This is a genomic window from Streptomyces sp. MGP-BFMKR1 (assembly GCF_057766585.1).
On record NZ_CM173408.1, the window covers coordinates 7,494,786 to 7,517,478 of the forward strand.

The 22,693-nt window shown below is 76.3% G+C and carries 16 protein-coding genes and 1 pseudogene; 5 read left to right on the forward strand and 12 right to left on the reverse strand.

What is annotated here, in order from left to right; all coding sequences use genetic code 11:
- Positions 1–32: 32 nt before the first annotated feature.
- Positions 33–2,966: a SpoIIE family protein phosphatase gene (locus AC3CHW_RS30185; RefSeq protein WP_488468569.1), complete on the reverse strand. Its 2,934-nt coding sequence runs from the start codon at positions 2,964–2,966 to the stop codon at positions 33–35.
- Positions 2,967–3,379: 413 nt separating this feature from the next.
- Between AC3CHW_RS30185 and AC3CHW_RS30190 the strand changes: the two genes are divergently transcribed.
- Positions 3,380–4,744 (forward strand): radical SAM protein, encoded by a 1,365-nt coding sequence (locus tag AC3CHW_RS30190; protein ID WP_488468570.1) that lies wholly within the window; start codon positions 3,380–3,382, stop codon positions 4,742–4,744.
- Between the two features lie 138 nt (positions 4,745–4,882).
- Positions 4,883–5,581 (forward strand): annotated as a pseudogene (locus AC3CHW_RS30195) (phosphatase PAP2 family protein); the annotation flags it as partial.
- Positions 5,582–5,584: 3 nt separating this feature from the next.
- On the opposite strand, the gene AC3CHW_RS30200 reads toward AC3CHW_RS30195, so the two are convergent.
- From AC3CHW_RS30200 to AC3CHW_RS30210, 3 genes are all read right to left on the reverse strand, one after another.
- Positions 5,585–6,280, reverse strand: a complete 696-nt coding sequence (locus tag AC3CHW_RS30200; protein WP_398609145.1) for a response regulator transcription factor — start codon at positions 6,278–6,280, stop codon at positions 5,585–5,587.
- 7 nt (positions 6,281–6,287) lie between these two features.
- On the reverse strand, positions 6,288–7,868 hold the full coding sequence (locus tag AC3CHW_RS30205; protein WP_488468571.1) for a sensor histidine kinase: 1,581 nt from the start codon (positions 7,866–7,868) through the stop codon (positions 6,288–6,290).
- A gap of 100 nt (positions 7,869–7,968) precedes the next feature.
- Entirely contained in the window at positions 7,969–9,174 is a 1,206-nt protein-coding gene (locus tag AC3CHW_RS30210) for a DUF1266 domain-containing protein (RefSeq protein WP_398609143.1), read from the reverse strand.
- Positions 9,175–9,788: 614 nt separating this feature from the next.
- Here AC3CHW_RS30210 and AC3CHW_RS30215 point away from each other — a divergent pair.
- Positions 9,789–10,316: a hypothetical protein gene (locus tag AC3CHW_RS30215; protein WP_488468572.1), complete on the forward strand. Its 528-nt coding sequence runs from the start codon at positions 9,789–9,791 to the stop codon at positions 10,314–10,316.
- A gap of 194 nt (positions 10,317–10,510) precedes the next feature.
- Here AC3CHW_RS30215 and AC3CHW_RS30220 read toward each other — a convergent pair whose 3' ends face one another.
- The 6 genes from AC3CHW_RS30220 to AC3CHW_RS30245 form a co-directional block, all read right to left on the reverse strand.
- Positions 10,511–10,771 (reverse strand): DUF5988 family protein, encoded by a 261-nt coding sequence (locus AC3CHW_RS30220; protein WP_359322039.1) that lies wholly within the window; start codon positions 10,769–10,771, stop codon positions 10,511–10,513.
- 201 nt (positions 10,772–10,972) lie between these two features.
- Positions 10,973–12,661 (reverse strand): ABC transporter ATP-binding protein, encoded by a 1,689-nt coding sequence (locus AC3CHW_RS30225; RefSeq protein ID WP_488468573.1) that lies wholly within the window; start codon positions 12,659–12,661, stop codon positions 10,973–10,975.
- On the reverse strand, positions 12,658–13,530 hold the full coding sequence (locus tag AC3CHW_RS30230) for an ABC transporter permease (RefSeq protein ID WP_488468574.1): 873 nt from the start codon (positions 13,528–13,530) through the stop codon (positions 12,658–12,660). The genes AC3CHW_RS30225 and AC3CHW_RS30230 overlap by 4 nt, the downstream gene beginning before the upstream one ends.
- A 17-nt stretch (positions 13,531–13,547) precedes the next feature.
- Positions 13,548–14,498, reverse strand: coding sequence for an ABC transporter permease (locus AC3CHW_RS30235; RefSeq protein WP_488471213.1), 951 nt, complete (start codon positions 14,496–14,498; stop codon positions 13,548–13,550).
- A gap of 98 nt (positions 14,499–14,596) precedes the next feature.
- Positions 14,597–16,147, reverse strand: coding sequence for an ABC transporter substrate-binding protein (locus AC3CHW_RS30240; protein ID WP_488468575.1), 1,551 nt, complete (start codon positions 16,145–16,147; stop codon positions 14,597–14,599).
- 199 nt (positions 16,148–16,346) lie between these two features.
- Entirely contained in the window at positions 16,347–18,110 is a 1,764-nt protein-coding gene (locus AC3CHW_RS30245; RefSeq protein WP_488468576.1) for a helix-turn-helix domain-containing protein, read from the reverse strand.
- Positions 18,111–18,539: 429 nt separating this feature from the next.
- On the opposite strand from AC3CHW_RS30245, the gene AC3CHW_RS30250 reads away from it, so the two are divergent.
- A complete protein-coding gene (locus AC3CHW_RS30250; protein ID WP_488468577.1) occupies positions 18,540–19,403 on the forward strand; it encodes an isocitrate lyase/PEP mutase family protein in 864 nt (287 codons plus the stop codon).
- On the opposite strand, the gene AC3CHW_RS30255 is transcribed toward AC3CHW_RS30250, so the two are convergent.
- Together AC3CHW_RS30255 and ssgD are read right to left on the reverse strand one after the other, a co-directional pair.
- Positions 19,364–20,377, reverse strand: a complete 1,014-nt coding sequence (locus AC3CHW_RS30255) for a PP2C family protein-serine/threonine phosphatase (protein ID WP_488468578.1) — start codon at positions 20,375–20,377, stop codon at positions 19,364–19,366. The genes AC3CHW_RS30250 and AC3CHW_RS30255 overlap by 40 nt on opposite strands.
- The gene (gene ssgD / locus AC3CHW_RS30260; protein ID WP_176160686.1) at positions 20,370–20,783 is read right to left on the reverse strand and encodes a spore wall synthesis regulator SsgD; all 414 of its coding nucleotides are present in this window, start codon (positions 20,781–20,783) and stop codon (positions 20,370–20,372) included. The genes AC3CHW_RS30255 and ssgD overlap by 8 nt, the downstream gene beginning before the upstream one ends.
- A 202-nt stretch (positions 20,784–20,985) precedes the next feature.
- Here ssgD and AC3CHW_RS30265 point away from each other — a divergent pair, with 202 nt between their 5' ends.
- The gene (locus tag AC3CHW_RS30265) at positions 20,986–22,611 is read left to right on the forward strand and encodes a sigma-70 family RNA polymerase sigma factor (protein WP_488468579.1); all 1,626 of its coding nucleotides are present in this window, start codon (positions 20,986–20,988) and stop codon (positions 22,609–22,611) included.
- The last annotated feature ends 82 nt before the right edge of the window (positions 22,612–22,693 follow it).

Consider the following 22,693-nt stretch of genomic DNA (forward strand, 5'->3'; position numbering starts at 1 on the left):
CTACCGGCCCGTACCCGTACCGGCCCGTACTCCTAGACGTCCGGGAGCGGTTGCTCGGTCCAGATCGTCTTGCCGTGCCGGGTGTAGCGGCTGCCCCAGCGGCTGGTGAGCTGGGCGACCAGGTACAGGCCGCGTCCGCCCTCGTCGGTGGCGCGGGCGCGGCGCATCCTGGGCTGGGTGCTGCTCGGGTCCGACACCTCGCAGATGAGCACGCCGGCCCGGATCAGCCTGAGTTCGACCGGGCCGCCCGCGTACCGGATGGCGTTGGTGACCAGCTCGCTGACCACCAGCTCGGTGGTGAAGGTCAGCTCGTGCAGGCCCCACTCCGCGAGTTGGCCCGCGACCAGCTCGCGGGTGCCGGCGACCAGCGCCGGGTCGGCCGCCAGCGTCCAGGCGGCCCGGTCGCCCTCCGGGAGCATCCGGGTGCGGGCCAGCAGCAGCGTGACGTCGTCCGGCAGCCGGCTGGGCGGCAGGTCGGTGACGACCTCGCGCGGCAGCCCCGCCAGCGGGCGGTGCAGCGCGTCGGCCCGTAGCAGTCGGGCGCGCAGTTCGGCCATGCCCTCGTCCACGTCGCCGGTGCCCCGCTCCACCAGGCCGTCGGTGTACAGCGCGAGGACGCTGCCCGGGGGCAGGTCGAGTTCGGTGATGTCGAAGGGCAGGCTGCTCACGCCCAGCGGCGGCCCGGGGTCCAGCTCGATGAAGCGGACCGAGCCGTCCGGGGAGATCAGCGCGGGCGGCGGGTGCCCGGCGCTGGCCATGACGCAGTGTCCGGTGACCGGGTCGTACGTGACGTACAGGCAGGACGCTCCGACCGAGTCGGTCAGCGAGTTGGACGCGCCGTCCTCGATGCCGGGCCGGTCGCTGTCGGCCTCCACCGTCAGTTGCAGCACCAGGTCGTCGAGGTGGGTCAGCAACTCCTCCGGGTCCACGTCCAGGTCGGCCAGCGTGCGCACGGCCGTGCGCAGCCGGCCCATGGTGGCCGTGGCCTGGAGGCCGTGCCCGACGACGTCGCCGACCACCAGCGCGACCCGGGCCGACGAGAGCGGGATGACGTCGAACCAGTCGCCGCCGACGCCGCGCGCCGCGTCCGTCGGCAGGTACACGCTGGCCGTCTCCGCCGCCACCACGTCCGTGAGCGCGGGCGGCAGCAGGCTGCGCTGGAGCTTGACCGCGGCCCGTCGCTCGCGGGTGTAGCGCCGGGCGTTGTCCACGGCGAGCCCGGCGCGGGCGGCCACCTCCTCAAGCAGCGTCAGGTCCTCGGCGTCAAAGGGTTCCAGGGCCTCGGTGCGCCAGACCGTCACGCGCCCCAGCAGGATGCCGCGCGCGTGCAGCGGCGCCGTCATCACCGAGTGCGCCCCGGGCACCGACCGGGCCCAGGCCAGCACCTCGTCGCTGGCGTCGGACGCCCCGGCGCTCGCGTCGCCCGAGCCGTCGGCGCTGTCCGAGCCGTCGGCGCCGCCCGAGCCGTAGGAGTCGCCCGAGCCGTCGGCGCCGTGCTGGCCGGGCGTCTCGGGGCCGACCCAGCGTTCGCCCCTGGCGCCCGTGCCGACGTCGGCCAGCGCGCCGGCCGTGGCGCCCCCGACGGTCGCGCCCGCCCCCTCGCCGGCCGCCTGCTGATCGGCTTTCCGCTGGTCGGCCGCCCGCCGGTCGGCCTCCTGGCGGTCGGCCGCCCGCTTGCCGGCCGCCCGCGCCGCAGCCTGTCGTTCGGCCGGCGCCGACTCATCGGCCGCTCGCGCGGCAGGCGGCTCGGCGTCGGCCGGCCGGGTGCCGCTCGCGGCCTCACCTTCGGCGCCGTCCACCGCGCCCGTGGGGGTCTGCGCACCGTCGGCGGTCGCCGTGCGCCGCAGGTCGGCGACGAGGCCGCCGCGGCCCGCGCGCTCGGCGCGCCCGCCGCCGCGCGAGACGGCCTCGGCCCGGCTGCCGTCCACGGCCTCGGCAGCCGCCGCGATGTCCGTCGCCCGATGGGTGTCGATGCTGCCGAGCGTCATCGGCCCGGTGGGCAGCGGGCTGCCGTCCGCGCCGGCCACGGCCATCCGGCGCAGCGCGAACAGGTGCTCCCCGTCGTGCGCGGGCTCCTCGCCGATCAGCACGGGGTCCGCCAGGTCGACGGCCGCGAGGTCCGCCAGACCGGGCACGAGGACGGTCGTCAGGTCCTCGCACGTACGGATGATGGAGAGCGACTCGCCGAGCACCGCCGCCGCGTGGTGCAGCAGGTCGAGGCGCTGCCGGGCGCGGACGTGGTCGGTGATGTCGGTGAAGAACGCCGCCACTCCCACCAGCCCGCCGTCGTGCGGGTCGCGCAGCCGGAACGCCGAGATGGTCATGTGCCGCCCGCCCCGCGGGTCCTCCCGGGTGCGGATCAGCACCTCCACGCCGAGCCGCAGGTCACCGGTGCGCAGGACCTCCGCCAGGTGCCGTTCGAGGACCGCCGCGTCCTCGGGGAAGAGGAAGTCGCCCAGCCGGTGGCCGGCCAGGTCGCTCGGGACGCCGGTGTACCAGAGCAGGTGCGCGTTGGTGCGCACCAGCCGCAGGTCCACGTCGAAGAGGACGACGCCCATCCGGTCCTGGAAGAACAGCTCGTGCGAGAAGGCGATGTCCTGCCGCCAGCGCTCGTAGGCGGGGCGTGCCGCGGCGAGCACCAGGTAGCGGGCCGCGTCGACCCGGCCCGCGTCGCCCCCCAGCGGCAGTACCCGGAAGACGACCGGCACCTCGTGGCCGGCGGCGTGCCGGAGCACCACCCGCCCCTCCCACGCGGTGGGGGTGCGGGTCCGCAGGGCCTGCCGCCACTGGTCCCGGTCGGCCAGCAGCGAGGTGACCGGCCGCCCGCACGCCTGGTCACCGGCCAGCCCGAGCAGCGTGGCCGCCTCGTCGGTCCAGCCCAGAACGGTGCCGTGGGCGTCCAGTACGGCCCCGGCGGGGTCGCTGAGAGCGGACACGGGGTCCTCGGTCTTGTCCGCGCGTCGCATACGTGCACCTCGCTCGGCGTCCTGGCCGGCGCCCGCCAGACGGCTCACCGGTGCCGGGCGGGCACCGTAGGACACCGAGTGGCCCAGGCCGCGACGGACGTCAGGTCATCGGTCGACGGACGGCCACTGTACGCCCGGCGCCCCCCGCCACGCCGGCGCACGCGTCACCCCGCGCGGCGAGCCGCACCACTCCGCGCCCGCGCCACGCCAGGCGACCCGCCTCGGGACGGCATCCGGGGCCCGCCGCCCGGGTGCCAGGCGCGGGCCACGAGCCGCCCGGCCCGTGGCGGCACGGGCCGGCGGCGCGCGTACCCCGCGCTGTGGGCCCGGCGGCTGCTCTGGTGCAATGAAGGGCCAGTGGCCGGCAGCCGCCGATCCGGTGGCCGCCCAGGACGCCAGGGATGGAGCAGCACATGGAGAGCCGAAGCCGGACCGCGCTCGTCGAAGACCTGATGGAACGCTTCCCGCAGGTGCCCGGGGAAGCGGTGATCAAGGAGGACCTGCTGCGCGGCGGCATGGCCTTCGACGAGTCCGCGCTGAGCGGCACGGCCGACGGCGCGTCCGGCGACGTCAAGCCGAAGTCGTACTTCATCTTCTCGTTCGACCACCGCACGCTGCCCGAACTCGGCGCCGCCGCGCTCAACCGGCCGCCCGAGGAGATCGTGCTCACCGGCGGCCCCTACGACCTGCGGCGCACCGTGGTCTCGGTGCGGGTCAACCCCGCGTCGCCGTACGTGGTGCGGGCCGGCGCCGACGGCGCGCTCGGGCTGTACCTGGACGGGGCCCGGATAGCCGACGTCGGGCTGCCGCCGATGCCGGACTACTACCGGCACACGCTCGCCAACGGCAAGTCCGTGATGGAGGTCGCGCCGACCATCCAGTGGGGCTACCTGGTGTACCTGACGGTCTTCCGGGTGTGCCAGTACTTCGGCGCCAAGGAGGAGTGCCAGTACTGCGACATCAACCACAACTGGCGCCAGCACAAGGCGGCGGGCCGCCCGTACACCGGCGTCAAGCCCGTCGAGGAGGTGCTGGAGGCGCTGGAGATCATCGACCGGTACGACACGGCGCGCGCCTCGCAGGCGTACACGCTCACCGGCGGCTCCATCACCTCACACGTCGGCGGCCGGGACGAGGCCGACTTCTACGGCCACTACGCGAAGGCCATCGAGGAGCGGTTCCCCGGGCGGTGGATCGGCAAGGTCGTGGCGCAGGCGCTGCCGCGTGACGACGTACAGCGCTTCCACGACTACGGCATCCGCATCTACCACCCCAACTTCGAGGTCTGGGACCGGCGGTTGTTCGAGCTGTACTGCCCCGGCAAGGAGCGCTACGTCGGCCGCGACGAGTGGCACCGGCGCATCCTGGACTCCACCGAGATCTTCGGCCCCCGCAACGTGATCCCCAACTTCGTGGCGGGCGTGGAGATGGCCGAGCCCTTCGGCTTCACCACGGTGCGCGAGGCCATCGACTCCACCACCGAGGGCCTGCGCTTCTTCATGTCCCACGGCGTCGTGCCCCGCTTCACCACCTGGTGTCCCGAGCCCACCACACCGCTCGGCAAGGCCAACCCGAACGGCGCGCCGCTGGAGTACCACATCCGACTCCTGGAGACCTACCGCGCCACCCTGGAGGAGTACGGCCTGACCTCGCCGCCCGGCTACGGCCCGCCCGGTCCCGGTCGCGCCGTGTTCTCGGTCAGCTCCTTCATGGACAGCCTCCCGCAGGCACCCGAGGACGCCGACGCGCCGGAGCCGGCCGGCAGCACCCAGGTCTGACCCGAACGGCACCACCGGGGGTGGCCGCGCGGCGCCGCGTCCACCCCCGGGCGGGGTGTCAACCCCGACGAAGGTGGGGGGCGCGGCCTGCCGTTCGACCCGGGTCTCCCAGCACGGCCACTTTTACGTTCAGTGGCCATGGAACGAACATCTCCCACACACTCCGGGGCCGTGCGGCGCCCCCTGTTCGCCGTCGGCCTGTTGGCGGCGGTCGGCGGCGTGGTCGGCTGGTTGGCGCCGGGCGGCGTCGGCGAGCCGGACCCGGTCCAGGTCACCGAAGGGCCGTCGGCCGAGGCGTACCGCTCGCTGGGCGACGCGCTGGACGGCGCCCCGTCGTGGTGCGCCACCCTGAGCGAACTGGCCAGCGAGGGCACGCTGGTCCTCCTCGGCGCCCTGCTGGCCTGGGCGTGCTGGCGCGCCGTGCGGCGCGGCGACGCGCGGCAGGTGGCCGGCGCGCTGCTGGTCGGCGTCGGCACCGTGGCCGCCTACGCGGCGAGCGAGGCGCTCAAGCTGGCCGTGGACGAGGAGCGGCCGTGCCGCGCGCTGCGCGGCGCCGCCGTGCTGGGCGAGTGCCCGGAGCCGGGGGACTGGTCCTTCCCCAGCAACCACGCCACGCTGGCCGCCGGCATCGCGGTGGGGCTCGCCGTGCTGCGTCCCCGGCTGGCCGCCGTGACCCTGCCGCTGGCCGTGGCGGCGGCGCTGCTGCGCGTCGTGCTCGGCGTGCACTACCCGCACGACGTGCTGGCCGGCGCGGTGCTCGGCGGCGGCGTCACGGCCGCCGTGCTCGTCGCGCTGGGGCCGCTCGCCGCGCGCGCCGTCACGCCGCTGGTCGCCCGGGTCTCACCCGCGGCCGGGGCCCGTGGGGCGTTCGGTCGGGGCGACCACGCCCGCCTCGTGGGCGACGACCGCCGCGGCGGCCCGGTTCTCCACGCCGAGCCCGGCCAGAATGGCGCTGACGTGCGCCTTGACCGTGCCCTCCACCACGTGCAGCCGCCGGGCGATCTGCCCGTTGGACAGCCCGGCGCCCAGGAAGGTGAGCACCTCACGCTCCCGGGCGGTGAGCGCCTCGACCCGCGCGCGGGCGGCCGACCGCCGGCCCGCCGCGTCACCGGCGCCGCTGGCCGCGAGGTGCGCGACCACCCGGGCGGCGACCTTCGGTGACAGGTAGGCGGCGCCGTCGGCCACCGCGCGGACCCCCGCGATCAACTCCTCGGGCTCCCCGGACTTGATCAGGAAGCCGACGGCGCCGCCGCCCAGCGCCCGCAGGATGTAGTCGTCCTCACCGAAGGTGGTCAGCATGAGCACGCCGGTCCCCGGCGCGGCCCTGCCGATCTCGGCCGCCGCCTCGATGCCGCCCGTGCCGGGCATCCGGATGTCGAGCACGGCCACGTCGGGGCGGTGCCGCAGCACGAGGTCCACGGCGGCCCGCCCGTCGGCGGCCTCGGCCACCACCTCGATGTCGGGCGCCGTGGTCAGCACGGCTCGTACGCCGGCGCGGATCATCGCCTCGTCGTCGGCGATCAGTACGCGGATCACGGGGTCCTCAACTCGTCAGTACGTCGAGCGACACCAGGCGGTCGCCCCTGAAGCACAGCCGGTACGCGTCGCCCGACCGGTCGTCGAACGGGTCGGCCGTCACCGCGTAGAACGCGCACGTGCTCGGGCCGCCCTCCGGCGGCGCGGCGGGCGGCCGGTGCACCGTCTGCTGGTCCGGCAGCACCCGCTCGACCTCGGAACGATCCTGCCCCACCCGCAGCCGGGCGTAGTCGGCCGGGTCCAGGACGGCGCGCGAGGTGGTCACCGCGTTCCACACGACGAGCACGGCGCTCAGCACCGCGCCCGTGACCAGCGGCAGCATCAGCGCCGCCACCAGCGTGCGGCGTACCCGCCGGCGGGCCCGCTGGTGCTCGCGCGGCAGCGCGCCAGCATCCGGGCTCCCCGGCCCGCCCGGCTGCCCGACGCCACCGGTCGGCCACTCCCGGAGTTCGACCGCCGCCGGTTGGCGCCGCTCGGGGCCGGTGGGGGGCGTGTGCGGGATGCGGGCGGTGACCGCGAAGCCCGCCGCGTACGGGCCGCAGGAGAAGCTGCCGCCGGCCAGCCGCACCCGCTCGTCGAGGCCGATCAGCCCCCGCCCGCCCCCGGCCACCGCGAGCGGGGCGCCGGGCCCGGCCCCGACGGCGGCGGCCGGGGCCCGGCCGCCCCGGCCCGGCGGCGGCCCGTTCTCGACCCGTACCTCAAGCTCCTGGTCCCCGTAGTCGACCCGCACGGCCACCTCCGCGTCCGGCGCGTGCTTGGCGGCGTTGGTCAGCGCCTCCTGCACCACTCGGTACGCGGCCCGCTCCGCGACCGGCGACGGGCGCGCCGCGGCGGCGTCGCCCGCGACGCGCAGCCGCACCGCGAGGCCGGCCTGCGCCGCCTCCTCCACCAGGCGCTCCAGGGTGGCGGCGCGGGCCCGCTCCGGCGCGGCGTCCGACGCGTCGCGCAGCACGCCGACGACCTCGCCGAGCCGCTCGACGGCCGCCGCGGTGCGGGCCCTGATGTCGCGGGCCGCCGCCCGGTGCCGCTCGTCCAGGTCGGGGCTGAGCTGGAGCGCGCCGGCGGACAGCGCGATCAGGGAGAGGTCGTGGCCGAGCACGTCGTGCATGTCCTGGGCGATCCGGGCGCGCTCGCGCAGCCGGGCCTGTTCCGCGACGAGCCGCTGCTCGCGTTCGAGCTGCCCGGCCCGCTGCCAGCCGGCCCGCACCAGCTCCTGGTACTGCCGCCAGAACCGCCCCGAGAACCAGGGGAGCATCGCGGCGACCACCACCACCGCCACGAAGACGCTCGACAGTTCGAGCCAGGCGGGCACCACGGTGATCGCCACCAGGCCGGCGGCCAACAGCGCGACGAGCACCAGCGCCGTGGGCAGCGTCCTGCCCGGCCGCCGCCCGGCCAGGAACGCGGCGACGGCGGTGGGCAGCGCCCACCACAGGCTGACCACGCTGAGCCCCGCCGTCACCGTCGCCACGGCCGTCAGCAGGTGCCCGGGGTCCACCCCCCGTACCACCGAGGCCACGCCACCCCGCGCCGACCGCGGCGGTGCCCCGCCGCGGTCGCGCCCGCCATCGATCGTCGTGCTCTCCACGCCCACGACCCTACGAAGGCCACGCCACGGCCCGACACTGCCGAAAGTCCAATCCCGCCCCGGCCGCCCACGGGCCCGTGCCGACCCGGGGCCCGGGCTCTCACTCGCCGGGGGCGGCGAAGGCCAGGGTGCGCCAGGGGCTGCCGGGTGTGTCGAGCAGGATGCGGTGCGGGGCGAGCGCCGAGGCGTACATCGGTCCGAACGCCTCCTCGTCGAACCGCAGCACGCGGCCGAGTACGTAGCCGGCGGAGAAGTCCGACCAGGACGTGTAGTGCCGGCGACACAGCGAGCCGGCCCTGATCACGGCGGCCTCGACCTCCGCGCGGTCCGCGTACCGGGCGCCGAGCCCCCAGCGCGCGACGCTCACCGCGCGCCCGAAGTCGTACCCCGTGGCCGAGGCGACGTGCCCGTCGGGCGGCAGCAGCCCGTCGGCGCGGAACCGCGCCTCGTAGCGCAGGATGCGCTGGATGAGCTCCCGGGCCTCCACCAACTCCGACTCGGTCGCACCCCGCTCGTACAGCGTCTCGGCCGCCGCCCGCTGCCAGAGCCGCGGGTCGACGGGCGCGCCGTGGGCGCCACGGGCGATGCCGCGCCGCACCCGCAGCACGAACTCGGGCTGCGGCGGGCTGTTGCGGCCCCGGAGGAGGAAGTCGAGCTGCCGGCGCCACTGGGCGCGGCTGGACGCGCCCCACGCCTCGCGCAGGATCCTGGTGTCGGCGCGGTAGTCCGCGTAGACGTCGGTCAGGTCGTTCCACAGCGCCCGCCGGTGCACGGACAGGTGCGCCCCGCAGGCGAGCCCCATGGCCAGCCGCCCGCGCAGCGGCCCGGTGTACTTGGTCAGCAGCGCCCCGGCCGCCGCCTCCCCGGCCGGCTCGCGGCTCGGCATCTGGTCCCGCAACGCGAGCCAGCGGCGCCGCTTGCGCCGGGCCCCGGGGAAGAACGCCTCGGTCGGCGTCCCCGGGTTGACCACCATGCCGCGCAGCTTCTCGCCCCACCACACGTACGGCGCCAGCGGCAGCGCGATGGAGCAGGCGACCTCCCCGGCGCGCGGCGTGGTCAGCTCGCCACGGGTGTAGACGGCGAGGTAGCGCGGGCCGTGGGCCACGGTGTGGGGGACCCAGGCGATGAGTTGGTCGTCGTCGACGAGTTGTTTGGGGGCGTACGCGAAGGTCGGCGCGGCGAACAGCACCCGAAGGTAACCGTCCCAGTCCTGGCGCGCCTTCGCCTCGAACAGTGCTCTCTCGACGTCGGTCGGCGGCACCCACGCGGGCACCTGTGCGGTAGCTCCGATGATCGGCGTCCCCATGGCAGTCAGTATTCCCCGCCGGGGTGCCCCGCCATGGGTGCCATCCGCATCCGATACCGGCGCGCGGTGCGCGGCCGGCGGATACGCGCCACCGCGCGCCGGGCCGGGCGAGCCCGCGCCGCGACGGGGTGCGCCATGTGGGGACGGCGCGCGGCTCGTCAGCCCGGCGGTGCGGGTGAGGGCGCTGGCGTGCCGTACGCGACGGGCCGCCCGGTGCGACGCCCGGGCGCCCGCACGCCGTGCTCGGGCAACTAACGCCACGGGCCAGGAGATAGGGGTTCAGGGAGGGATCTAGGGGTCGGGCGGGGTGTGTGGCTAGGGGGTCTCGCGCCGTGCGGTGTGCCGCGACTGCTTCGGGCTGGCGCAGGCGTGTGGCTCCGGCGCGAGGAAGGCCAGGTGGGGGCCGGTGCGCGAGGCGGTGGGGCGTCGGCGGGGCGGGTGGGGGAGGGGCGGGGCGCGCGGGCTGTGGGGGCGGAGTGGGGTGGTCCGCTGTGCAACGGCTGGATATCGATTGTGTCCCCGAGCCTCGACGGACCCCGCCCGACGGTCTGTGAAACCGCCACGGCCTGCTAGGTTTCCCGGGCAATTGATCGGGGCATGACGGGGGACCTACCGTGCGAAACAAGACAAAGATCGCCGCTGCTGCCGCTGTCGCGGCACTGGCGCTCACGCTGACCGGCTGTGGCGACGACGGGGACGACGGCGGGTCGTTGTTCGGCAAGCCCGACAAGGGTGGCAATCAGGCCATCGGCGGCGGTGAGGGCACCGGCGGCGACGAGATCAAGATCCCGGGCCCCGACTCGACCGGGCTGACCGGTGGTTCGAGTTCGACGGGCACCTCGGGCAGCTCCGGCTCGACCGGGGGCTCGGACGCCAGCAGCGCTCAGGGCCTCTGGTACACGACGGAGCGCACCGACTCCGGACAGGTGGGCATCCTCAGCGTCTCCGGCAGCGCGTTCGCCATGCGCATGGGCACCATGACGTGCTCGGGCACCTCCGACGACCAGATGAACGTCAACGCCACCTGCCAGGGCGAGACGATGACCGGCAAGGCGGCGCTCAGCGAGGGTGGTCAGAAGCTGACCATCACCTGGAGTGACAGCGGCACCGACGAGTTCTCGCGGCAGATGCCCACCTCGTAGCCCGCGACACCGTCGACGTACGCGCGGCGTGCGGCAGGCGGGTACGCCGTCACACGGCACGGCACGGCACGGCACGGCACGCGAGCACGCGGCCACGGTCCCCACAGGGGTTCCGTGGCCGCGTGCTCGTACGTGGTGGTGCCGTCGGTATGGCGACGGGCGGTCGCCACGGCCGAAGTGGCCGGGATGGCCGGCTACTCGGCGACGTACGTGGTACGGGTCCACCGGAAGACCCGCAGGGCGTGCTCGCCGTGGGCGACGGTCTCCGTGGTCGGCGCGAAGTGCGCGTAGTGGTTGCCGCGCGGCAGCTTGAACATGGACCCGGGGTCGGGCACGTACCGGACGCGCTCGTGGTCGGGGAGGTCCTCCGCGGGGCCGCCACGGAGGATGATGTTGGCCTCGGTGGGCGCGGGCTGGCGGGGCAGAACGTCTTCGGTCGCGAGTTCGTTGGTCACGAGGGAAAGCTCCTCCGGTGAGCGGCGCTGTGGAGGCGGGTGCACGATCTCCAGCGAGGCGACGGGCCGCCTCTCCCGCAGTTCAGCAGCAGCTCGCCGCCCCAAGTAACCCCTAAATCCGATTCGTCGGGGCCGCCGGTGTTTCTGGGGGTGTTAGGGGCTTGGCAGTGACCTGCGTCACCCGCACCCTCGGGGCGCCGGTCACGCCACCGAGGCCGAGCCGGCGGCGGGGAGGCGGCCGGCCAGGAGGGCCTGGGTGACGGCGTGCTCCGGCGCGCGGAACACCCGTTCCGTGGGCCCCGCCTCGACCGCACGCCCCGCGTCGAGCACCAGCACCGTGTCGGTACGGTCGCCGATCAGCCGCAGGTCGTGGCTGATCAGGGCGAGCGCGAGGCCGTGCCGCTCGCGCAGGGCGACCAGCAGGTCCATGATCGCCGTCGCCGTCTCGCCGTCCAGCGCCGACGTCACCTCGTCGCAGACGAGCACGTCGGGGCGGGCCGCGAGGGCCCGGGCGATGGAGACCCGCTGGCGCTGGCCACCGGAGAGTTCGTGCGGGTAGCGGTCGGCGAAGTCGGCGGGCAGCGCGACCTGTTCGAGCAGCTCGGCCACTCGTGCGCGGGCGTCGGCGCCGCCCGCGCGGTGGTGCAGTCGCAGGGGGCGCGCGATGGCGGCGCCGGCCGTGACGCTCGGGTTGAGGGCGCCCAGCGGGTCCTGCGGGACGAGTTGCATCCGGCGCCGCTGGTCGCGGGAGCGCCCGTGCACCGAGGCCGCCAGCGGCGCGCCCCGCAACGCGACGGTGCCCGACGTCGGCTTGTGCAGCCCGACCACGGCGCGGGCCAGCGTCGTCTTGCCCGACCCCGAGACGCCGACGATGCCGATGGACCCGCCGGCCGGTAGCGCGAGGCCGACGCCGCGCAGCACGGTGCGCCGCGCGCGCCGCGGGCCCACCACCGCGCCGAGGTCCCGCACCGTCAGGAGCGCCGGGGTCGGGGCCGCCGGGGTGGCCGGGGTGGCGGTGACCGGAGCGACGGAAGGAACGGTGGCCTCGGTCGGCGCGTCCGCGCTCGGGGCGGGACGTCGCGCGGGGAGCGCGGTGCCCGGGGCGCACGGGGCGACCGTGCTCGACGGGCGGGCCGCCGGGCGCAGTTCGACCACCTCGTCGGCGAGCCGGGACACCAGGTCGGCGTCGTGACACGACAGGGCGATGGCGAGCCGGTGTTCGGTGGCCAGGTGCCGCAACAGGTCGCCGACCTCGTCGCGCAGCGCGGGGTGCAGGCCGGCCGTCGGCTCGTCGAGGAGCAGCACGACCGGCTCCCTGGCCAGCGCCCTGGCCAGGGCGACGCGCCGCTGTTGGCCGCCGGAGAGCGCGCCCGGGCGGCGGTCGGCCAGACCCTCGTCCACCGGCAGCCGGACCTCGGCCAACAGCCGCTCCACCGTGTCGGGTTCGGGCCTGACCGCCGTCTCGCGGAGCAGCGAGCGCACCCGCATCCGGGGGTTGAGCCGGGACCCGGGATCCTGGCCGACGTAGGCGACGAGGTGCCGGCGCAGCGCCCGCAACTCGCGCTCGGCGAGCCGCAGCACCGGGCGGCCGAGGACCTCGACCTCGCCGCCGGCGCGCTCCGTCCCGGGCGGCAGCGCGCCGCAGACGGCCCGCAGCAGCGTGGTCTTGCCGGCCCCGGAGGGCCCGGTGAGCGCGACCACGTGGCCGGGCCGTACGGTCAACGAGCCCGCGGCGAGGAGCGGGTGGCCGCCCGCGGTGCTGACCACCGTGAGGTCGGTGACCCGTACGGTCGGCTCGGCGGCGTCGGGCGAGTCGGCCCCCGGCGCCACGGCCGGTGGTGCGGGGTGCTGCGGGGGCTTCTTCGACGTCCAGCGCGCTCGGTGGGTCACAGCGCGGTCACCGCCTTTCGGCCGGCCTGCGGGACGAGCGCGACGGCCGCCAGGTTGACGCTCATGGCCAGCAGGCCGATGGCGATGCTGGGGGCCACCACGGCCCAGGGGTTCAGGAGGATGCCGGCCGAGTTCTCCCGGATCATCAACGCCCAGTCGGCGGTCGGCGGTTGCGGGCCGACCTGGAGGAAGCCCGCGGTGGCGACGAGGTAGACGGCGGCGACGAAGCGCAGCCCGAACAGCGCGAGCAGTGTGGCCCGCAGGTTCGGCAACACCTCGCGCACCACCAGGTGCCACAGCCCCTCGCCGCCGGCCGTCGCCGCCTCCACGTACCCCGAGGCCGCGATGGGCGCCGCGGCGCCCGCCGTCAGCCGTACCGCGTACGGCACGCCGAGCACCACGGCGGCCGTGACCACCGCGAGCCGGTCGCCGTCCGGCCAGGACAGCGAGATCAGCAGGATGCCGAGCACGGCGGGCAGCAGCATCAGCACGTCGGCGGCGCGCTCCACGAAGCGGCCGATGGCGGGGCGCAGCGCGCTGATCGCGCCGAGCACCGCGGCGATGCCGGTCACCAGGAGGGCCACGAGCAGCGAGGTGCCGATGAGTTGCCGGCCGCCGGCGAGCAGTCGGCTCAGTACGTCGCGGCCGAGTTGGTCGCCGCCCAGCGCCGCGTCGCCGCCGGGTTCGGCGTACGGCGCGGTGACCGGCGCGTCCACGGCGTGCGGGGCCAGCCAGGGGCCGGCCACCGCCAACGCGACGAGCAGCAGCGCGGGCGCCGTGCGCAGCGCCACGCCCCACGGACCAGGGCTCGACCGGGTGGCCGGGGCGGGCCGGCGGGTGGGGCCCGCGGGGTGGGCGGAGACGGTCACGCGTGCCCTCCGGAGGTTCATCCGCGCCCCCCGGACGCCTTGGCCCGGACCAGGTCGGCCAGGAGCAGCACGCCGCTGATGACCGCGCCGGTCAGGGCCACCACGCCGGCGATGAGGGGCCCGTCGCGGTCGGTGACGGCCCCGGCGAGCACCGAGCCGACGCCGGGATAGTTGAAGATCGTCTCGACCACGACGGCGCCGCCGAGGAGCATGCCGGTCGAGGTGGCCAGGCCCGCGGCGATGGCCGGCAGCGCGCCCGGCAGCAGGTGGTGGCTGAGCACCCGGTGCCGGGGCAGCCCGTCGATGACGGCGGTCTCCACGTGCGGGGCCGTGGCCTCGTCCGCGAGGGCGGCCCGCACGATCCGGGTGTTCCAGCCGATCTGCGGGATGGCCAGCGCGAACACCGGCAGCACCAGCATGTCCCAGGACGCGGGCGTGCCGGCGGCGTCGGCGATGGTCACGGCCGGCAGCCAGCCCGCCCACTGGGAGAACACCAGCACCAGCGCGACCGCCACCACGAACTCCGGCACCGCGAGCACCGCCGTCGCGCTCCCGGACACGGCCCGGTCCACCGCGCCGCCGGGGCGCAGCGCGGCCCAGCAGCCGAGCGCCAGCGACACCGCCACGGTCACCAGGAGCGCGAGGCCGCCGAGCAGCAGCGTGTTGGGGAAGGGCGTGCTCAGCAGCGTGGCGACCGACTCGCCGCGCGCCGACGTGCCCAGGTCGCCGGTGGGCAGCGCCGCCATCCAGTCCGCGAAGCGCTCCAGGACCGGCCGGTCGAGCCCGAGCAGATGGCGGCGCGCCTCGATGTCGGCGGCGGACTCGCCGCGTTCCGCGGTGGCGTCGGCGGCGTCACCCGGCAGCAGTTCCACGGCGCCGAAGACCAGCGCGAGGAGCACGGCGAGCAGCAGGGCGCGGCGGGCGAGCAGCCCGGCCAGGCGCGCCGCGGCCGACCCGGCGCGGGCCAGCCCACCGGGCGCGCCGCGCTCCGGCGCGCCGGCGTCGGGCGCCGGTCGGTCGGCGCGCGGTCGCTCGGCGGGTGTCACGGGCCGCCGCACCGCGCCCCTCAGCGAGCCAGCCACGCGCGCTCAAGCTGGACGCGCCCGTACCCGGGCAACTTGGGCAGGCCGCGTACGGGCGCCGCGGCCAGGTCGATGCCGTCGGCGACGCCCCACAGCAGGTAGCCGGACCTCTCGTGCTGGATCTTCTGGAGTTCGCGCAGCAGCGTGGCGCGCTCGCCGGCGTCGGCGGTGCGCATGGCCTTGCGGTACGCGGCGTCGAAGGACGCGTCCCGCCAACCCGCCTCGTTCTGCGCGGCGTCGGCCGAGAGCGTCTTGCTCGCGAAGAACACGACGGAGTCGTTGGTACCCCAGTAGGTGGTGTACAGATCGCCCTTGAGCCAGACGTCGTCGTAGAAGACGGTCGAGTCCCGCTTGACGACCTTGACCCTGACCCCGGCCTCGCGCACCTGGCTGGCGAACAGGGTGGCCGACTCGGCCAGCGCGGCCACGTCCTCGGTGGTGACCAGCTCGTACGTCCTGGACAGGTCGAAGTCCGCCTCGGCCAGCAGCTTCCTGGCCCGGCCCAGGTCGCGGACCCGCTGCGGCAGGGACCGGTCGTACGCCGGGTCGCCGGTGCCCATGATGTCGTTGCCGACCACGCCGTAGCCCGAGAGCGCCTGCTCGACCATGGCCTCCCTGTCGACGGCGAGCCGCAGGGCCTCGCGTACCCGCGGGTCGGCGAACGGGCCGTCGGCCGTGCGCATCACGATCGGCAGCGGCATGTCGTCGCGCCGCCTGATGACCTGGATGTCCTGACGCCGCTCGGCCGTGCGGGCGGCGACGGCGCCGACGTTGGACGCCAGGTCGAGCTGGCCGGCGAGGAGCGCGTTGGACAGCGCCTGCGGGCTCTCGAAGAGCCGCACCTCGATGGCGTCGAGCAGCACCTCCCCGCCGTGCCACGCGTCGTTGCGCACCAGCCGGGCGTTGCCGCCGCGGTACCAGTCGAGCTTGAAAGGCCCGGTGCCCGGGCTCCGGTGGATCTCCTTCTCCGGCGTGCCCCGCTTCAGGATGAAGGTGGAGAGCCGTACGAGCTGGGGCAGTTCGGCGTTGGGGTAGTCGGAGACCAGCTCCACCCCTCGCTCGCCGTACGGCCTGATGTTCCTCGCCGCCACGCCCGGCATCCGGGAGGCGCCCGAGGGGGTGTTCCGCAGCCGCTTGAGCGACCAGACCAGGTCGTCGGCGGTGACCGGCGAGCCGTCGTGGAAGGTGGCGCCGTCGGCGATGGTGAACCGCCAGGTCCGCAGGTCCTTGGACGACGTCCACCTGGTGGCGAGCCGGGGCGCGGTGTTGGGCTTCGCGCCGGGCGCGGTGAGCGTGTCGTAGACGAGGGCGATGATGAGGTAGTCGCTCTCGTTCGCCTGCACGCCGTGCGGGTCGCGGGTGACGGCGGAGGCCCGGCCGAGCGCGCCCACCCGCAGCGTGCCGCCCTTGCGGGGCTTCTCGGAGCCGTTGGGCCGGGCCGCCGGGGCGGGGTCGTCGCCGCCGCACGCGCCGAGCAGGGCCGTGGTCCCCAATGCGCCACCGACCCACAGCAGTTGCCTTCTCGTCGCATCCATGCTGTCCCCGATCCGCCGGTGTGTTCGTACTGTTCAGACGCGGATCGAACAGTAGGTAAGGCTTGCCTAAACCTGCAAGGGCCGGGTTCTCGGCTGGCTGGTGATCGTCGTCGCACGCGCGGCCACGTGCGCTGGGCAGACGGGCGCGCACCCCCGCGCGGGCGGCGCGCACGCCGTCGTGCGCGGCCACCTCATCCGATCAGCCGCCGTCGCGGAGCCAGCCGCCGTCCGACGACCAGTAGCCGTACTCCGGGCGCCCCTTGAGCCCGCTGGTACGGAACGGCCGGCCGCCGTCGTCGATCCGTACCGTCCCCTGCCGGTCGCCGCTGACCCAGTCCAGCTCCAGGTACCACTGGCAGTCGCAGGCGACGGTGCGGGCGTTGACGCGCAGCACCTCCGGATCGGTGGCCGAGACCCGGTACGGGAAGCGCACGGCGGGCAGCGGGCGCTGGCCGTCGTACCCGTCGGTGGGCTTGGCCAGCGGACGGGCCATGTCCAGGTCGACGGAGAACGCGCGCGGCGTGAGCGAACCGCCACACCCGTTCTCCATCGCGAACGCCGGCCACGCGAGCGGCGCCTGCCGCCCGACCACCCGCACCTGGAGCCCGCGCAACACCACCGCCTGCGACGAGCGCCCGGCCACGGTCACCTCCACGATCGTCGTGCCACCGTGCACGGCCCCGTGCGCCCTGGCCCAACCGGGCGCGTCCTGTTCCACCGGGGGCGGGGCGACCTCGGCGGGCTCCCGGTCCACGAGGTAGCGGTGGTCGCAGCCGTTCTCCCACACGTGCGAGCGGGTGCTGAGCGTCAGCGGCGTGCCCGCACCGGCGCCCGGCCCACCGTGCGCCCCGCCACGCCCCGCGTCGCCGTCGGACGTGGCACCGGCGGACGGCGCGCCGGCGCGGGACGAGCCGCCGGGGGTGGGCGTGCGGTCCGGGGCGGCCGTCGTCGGCTCAGGCCGCTTCTCCTCGGCCTGCCCCCGCCGGCCCGCGTCGGTCCCTCGTTCGGCGGCCGACTCGCGGGCCGCCCCGCCCCGCTCGTCCCGCGGCTGGCCACTCGGGCCGCCCGGCCGGGTCGCCGCCGTCGCCTCGGGCGCGGCGGCGCGCCCACGCTCCGCGCCGGACGCGGCGCCCCGGCCACCGGTGCCGTCCGGCGGCGAACTCGCCGCCGCGGCGACGCCGATGACGGCCGCCGCGAGCACCGCGCCGACCGCGGACCACGCCACGGCCCGCCGCCCGCGCAGCCGCGCGGCGAGCCCGGAGGCGAGCCGCGTGGGCAGCGCCCGCCCCGCGCGCGGCCGAGCCGGCCCACGCGCCCCCTCCGGCGCGTCGGCGCCCGCCGTCGACCCGGCGGGCGCAGGGGCGATGGGTGTGTCCGAGCCGGGTACGTCGGCGGGGGCGGGCCCGCCCTCCGGGGTGCCCGGCCCGCCCTCCGCTCCGGTGGGCTTCCCCACCGCTCCGGCGGGTTCCCCCTCCGCGACGCTGGGCCCGTCACTCTCGGCCGGAGCCTTAGCCGGCGCGCCGGCGGAAGTCCCGGTGGGCGTACGCGCGGCGCCGGGCTCGTCGCCTCCGGCGTCGCCGCCCGCGCGAGCGGCCGGCGCGGCGTCCGCCGCGGCGTCGCTGCCGGGGGAGTCCGCCTCGGGGTCCGGTACGACGGCGTCCCGACTCGGCGCCGCGCCCCGCGCGGAGCGCGACCCGCGGCCGGGGACGGTGCGGCGGGCCGCGTCCGCGAGCAGCCAGCGGCGGTGCAACTCCACCAACTGGTCCGGGGCGGCGCCGCAGAGCCTGGCCAGCCGCTCCACCGGGGCGTAGTCCGCCGGCACGGCGTCGCCGTTGCAGTAGCGGTGCAGCGTGGAGGTGCTGACGTGCAACCGGCGGGCCAGCGCGCCGTAACTCCGCCCCGACCGCTCCTTTAACTCCCGCAGACAGTCCGCGAACTTCTCGATCTCGGTCGCGCTCGCCATCCGCGCCACCCCCCGTTTCCCTGTGATCCCGCTCAATCCCACTCGAACCCGCGTGATGCCGACATCGTCGGGCACCGCGCCGTCCCCGCCGCGGTAGCCACGGCCCGGTGCGCGCCGCGCCCCGTACGCGTGCCGTCCACACGCCATCCGCCGCCGGCCGGTCGCCGCGCGGACGTGCCGCGCGCGCCGCGTCGTCGGGGTCGGCCGCCCGGGGGCCGGCTGGCCCCGTACCGCGTCCGCCCGCGCCCTGTGCGTCGGTGACACCCAAGGTGACCGTCGTACGGCCAAGACGGTTGCGGTCCAGCGGACACTGATCGCACCTGTTCGGATCACCCACCGGGGCCGGCGCCCCGCCGGCGGCCGGGGGCGCGGATGATCATGTCGGAAATCCGCCAGCCGAACGGCCGCGCGGGCTGGTGGACTTGGCGCATGAGCAACGAGACGCCCACCACCTCCGCCATCCAGATCGAGCGCGCCCGGACCTTCCGTGACCTGCACACGGGCGAGCGGCCACTGGTGCTGCCCAACGCCTGGGACCCGGCCAGCGCGCGCGTCGTCGAAGAGGCGGGGGCCGCCGCCGTGGCCACCACGAGTGCCGGCGTCGGCTGGGGGCTCGGCTTCGGCGACGGGGAGCGGCTGAGCCGCGAGCGGGCGGTCGAGCTGATCGCGCGCGTCGTGGCCACGGTGGACGTGCCGGTGACCGCCGACATCGAGGCCGGCTACGGCGAGGGCGCCGAGGACGTCGCGGCGACCGTGCGCGGCGTGCTCGCCGCGGGCGCGGTCGGCATCAACCTGGAGGACGCCAGCCACGCGGCCGAGGGGCCCGCGGTGCGCTCGACCGAGGAGAACGCCGCGCGGATCGCCGCCGCGCGACAGGCGGCCGACGAGGTCGGCGTGCCGCTGTTCATCAACGCGCGCACCGACATCTACCTGGCCTCCGTGGGAGAGCCCGAGACCCGGCTGAACGAGACCCTGGAGCGGGCGGCAGCCTACGTCGCGGCCGGCGCCGACGGCGTCTTCGTGCCCGGCGTCGTGGACTTCGAGACGGTGACCGCGCTCGTCAAGGGCGTCGCGGCCCCGCTCAACGTGATGGTGTGGCCGGGAGCGCCGAGCGTCGAGGAGTTCGCCGAGCTCGGTGTGGCGCGGATCAGCGTCGGCGCGGCGATCGCCCAGTCGGTGCACGCACTGACCCGGCGCGCCGCGCGCGAGGTACTGACCTCGGGGACGTACACCAGCTTCGCCGAGGGGCTCAGCTACCCCGAACTCAACGGCCTCTTCGAGCGCCGCGCGTAACCCGCGCCACGCGGGCCCACGGCGCGCGCCGCACGGCGCACCGCGACCATCGCCAGGTCGTCCGAGAGCGCCCGCGCGTCGTGGGCCGCGCCCGTGTGGCGCAGGACGTCGCGGTGCAGCACGTCGAGCAGGTCGGCGGGGGCGGCGCCGGCGAACCGGGCCAGCCGCGCCAGCGGGTCGTAGAACACGCCGTGCGCGTCCCGCGCCTCGGTGACCCCGTCGGTGAACAGCAGCAGCGACGCGCCCTCGGGAAAGGCCACCTCGTCGGCGTACGGGCCGGCCGGCGCGGGCACCTGGCCGGCGCCGGAGACCGCGCCGAGACCCAACGGCAACAGCCGCTGGCGCGGTTCGAGCCGGCGCACCTGACCGCGGCGCAGCAACAGCGGCGCCGGGTGGCCACGGTTGACCAGGCGCAGCGCGTGCCCGTCCGTGCTGATCTCGGCGACCAGCACGGTCGCGAAGTTCTCGGTGGCGTCGTCGGCCGCGTCGGCCCCGTCGGCGGCGCCCGCTCCCGAGGGCCGGGCCGTCGCGCCGACCAACGCCCACTCCAGGGTGTCCACCAGGACGGACAGGGTGGGCACCCGGTCCGCGGCCCGGTCGAACGCCCGACGCAGCGCGGCGGCCCCCACGGCGGCCCGCGGGCCCTTGCCGCGCACGTCACCGATGAGCAGCCGCAGGCCGTACGGGGTCTGCCGGACCGCGCACACGTCGCCGCTGGCCTCGCCGGAGTCGGCCGGGACGTTGCGCGAGGCGGCGGTCAGCATCCGCGGCGACGGCGCGCCGGCCACCGCGTCCCGGCCGGCCGGGCCTCGCAGCCGGGAGGCGCCCAGCACGCCGCCACCGGCCGGCGCGGGCTGCGGCAGCCGCGCGGGGCGGCCGGACGCCGGCGACGGGGCCAGGCCGGACACCTGACCCAGGCCGGGCGCGGTGGGCGGCGGCGCGGTCTCGCAGCGGACGCCCATCGGCTCAGGCATCCCGCAGCAGCGCCGCGAGGTCGGCGTCCACATCGAGGTACCCACCCTCCTCGCCCACCGGGACGAGCGCGTACGAGCGGCCGAGGAACTCCCGCACGTCGGCCGAGTTGAGCTGCACCATGGCCATGCCCTCGTCGGCGCGGAACTCCACCACGATCCGCTCCGCGCTGCACGGCCAGACGTACACGTCCCCGCTGCCGGCGGGCTGGCGCAACCCCTCCTCCAGCAGGTCGCGGCCGAAGGCCCACTCCACCTCGAACCCGTCGAGGGAGGCGGCGGGCGGGAACGAGACGCGGACCGCGAACGGGTCGGTGGGCTCGTACCGCAGTCGTGCGGGGATGGCCCGGGTGCCGGGCGCGGAGGCGATCAGCCGGGCCCGGATGGCTTGGTCTATGACGATGGACAACGCCTGCTCCCTTGCTCTTGGTGCGGGTCCTTGTCTCTTTGACCCCTAAGAGGGGCCGTGCATTACGCGCGTGCACTCGATCCCTGCGTGAGGTACGTCACGACGGGGGCGGCTGCGGTGATCGAAGTCGGGCTTGCGAAAATCCTGGCAAGCCCGCGAGTCCCCGCGATACCACGCGTCACACCCCGAGGTGTCCCCCCACATGACCGAAGCATCCGCCGCCCCGGACACGGACGCCTACGCGCGGCTGTACGAACGCGAGCACCCCCGCCTCGTCGCCTACGCGCGCACACTGACCGGCAACCCCTGGGTCGCCGAGGACCTGGTGGCCGAGGCGCACTTCCGCGTCTGGCGCCGGCTGCGCACCGGGCACCAGATCGACAACGTGTCCGCGTACCTGACGACGACGGTGCGCCACCTGTCCTCCGACACCGCCGGCCGTGGCGCCCGCGAGGTGCCGCGCGACCCCGCCGTGGCCGAGGCGGACGACCTGACCAGGTACGGCGAGCAGGGGAGCGGCCAGGACCCGGCGCAGCGGGTCGCGTACGTCGATCTGCTGGCCCGGGTCATGGGTCAGTTGCCGGAGCGCTGGGTGAAGGCGCTGTGGCTGGCCGAGGCCGAGGACCAGCCGCTGGAGTCCGTCGGCCGCCAGATAGGCGCGAACACCGGCGCCACCGCGGTGCTGCTGCACCGGGCCCGCGAGGGCATGCGCCAGGCGTTCCTGCGCGAGCAGCCCGGCGCCCCGGGCAACCCGGCCTGCGCCGGGCACTGGGAGCGGATGCCCGCCCACATCAGGGGCACCGACTCGCCCCGGCAGGCGGAGAGCATCGCCCTGCACGTGGAGGACTGCGCGGACTGCCGGGACCGGCTCGCGGTGCTGGCCCAGGCCAACACCCGGCTGCCGGCGCTCGTCGGCCCCGCGCTGCTGGTGCTGCTCGCGGGCGGTGGGGCCAAGTTCCTGGCCCCGCTGCTCGGCGCCGGCGCCGCGGGCGCCGGAACGGCCGCCGCGGCGGGCGGCAAGGGCTCGGCGGGTGGCGCGCTGCGCTCGGTGCGCCACCTGCTGCGCGGCCAGGTCGGCCAGGCGGGCCCGGTGGGTGTCGCGGTGGCCGGCGCCGGCGTGGTGGCCATCGCCGCGGTCGCGGTCGCGGCCGGCCAGGTGTTCGGCGGCGGCGAGTCCGCCGCGCGACGGGCCCAGGCCCCCGTCGCGGCGTCCTCGGGCGCGCCCGAGCGGGCGCCGGCCGACCCGCCGTCGAACGCCGGCGCCACCCCGCGCGGCGAGACCGGGCCCACCACGGCGCCCGGTGCCCCCCGACCGACCTCGGCCACCCCCGCGTCGCCGACCCCCTCGGCGCCTCCCACCCTCGCGGCACCCCCGCCCGCGCTCGCGGCCCCGACCCGGCCCGACCACACGGAGCCGACCCGGGACGCCGACCCCACGCCGCCGCCCAGCTCCACCCCCGACACCCCGCCCCAGCCGACCTCGGCCCCCACCACGGCGCCCCCGACGCCGACGGGCAAGCCGACGCCGACGGGCAAGCCCACTCCGACGGACAAGCCCACTCCCACGGGCAAGCCGACGCCGACCGACAAGCCCACGCCCACGGACAGGCCGACGCCCACCGACAAGCCGACCCCCACGGACAGGCCCACGCCCACCGGCAAGCCGACCCCCACGACCAAGCCCACGCCCACCGGCAAGCCCACCACCGGGTCGCCCTCGCCGACGGCGACGTCGCCCACGCCCACGGGCCCGTCGCCCAGCCCCACCGACGGCGGCCTGGTCTGCAAGGAGCTGTTCCCCGGCTGGACGATCTGCTGGCGCCGCTGACCGACCGGCAGGCTCGCGGCGGAAACTTCCGCCTGCCGCCCGCCACCCGTCACCCGCCGCCCGCCACCCGCCCCGGCCCTGA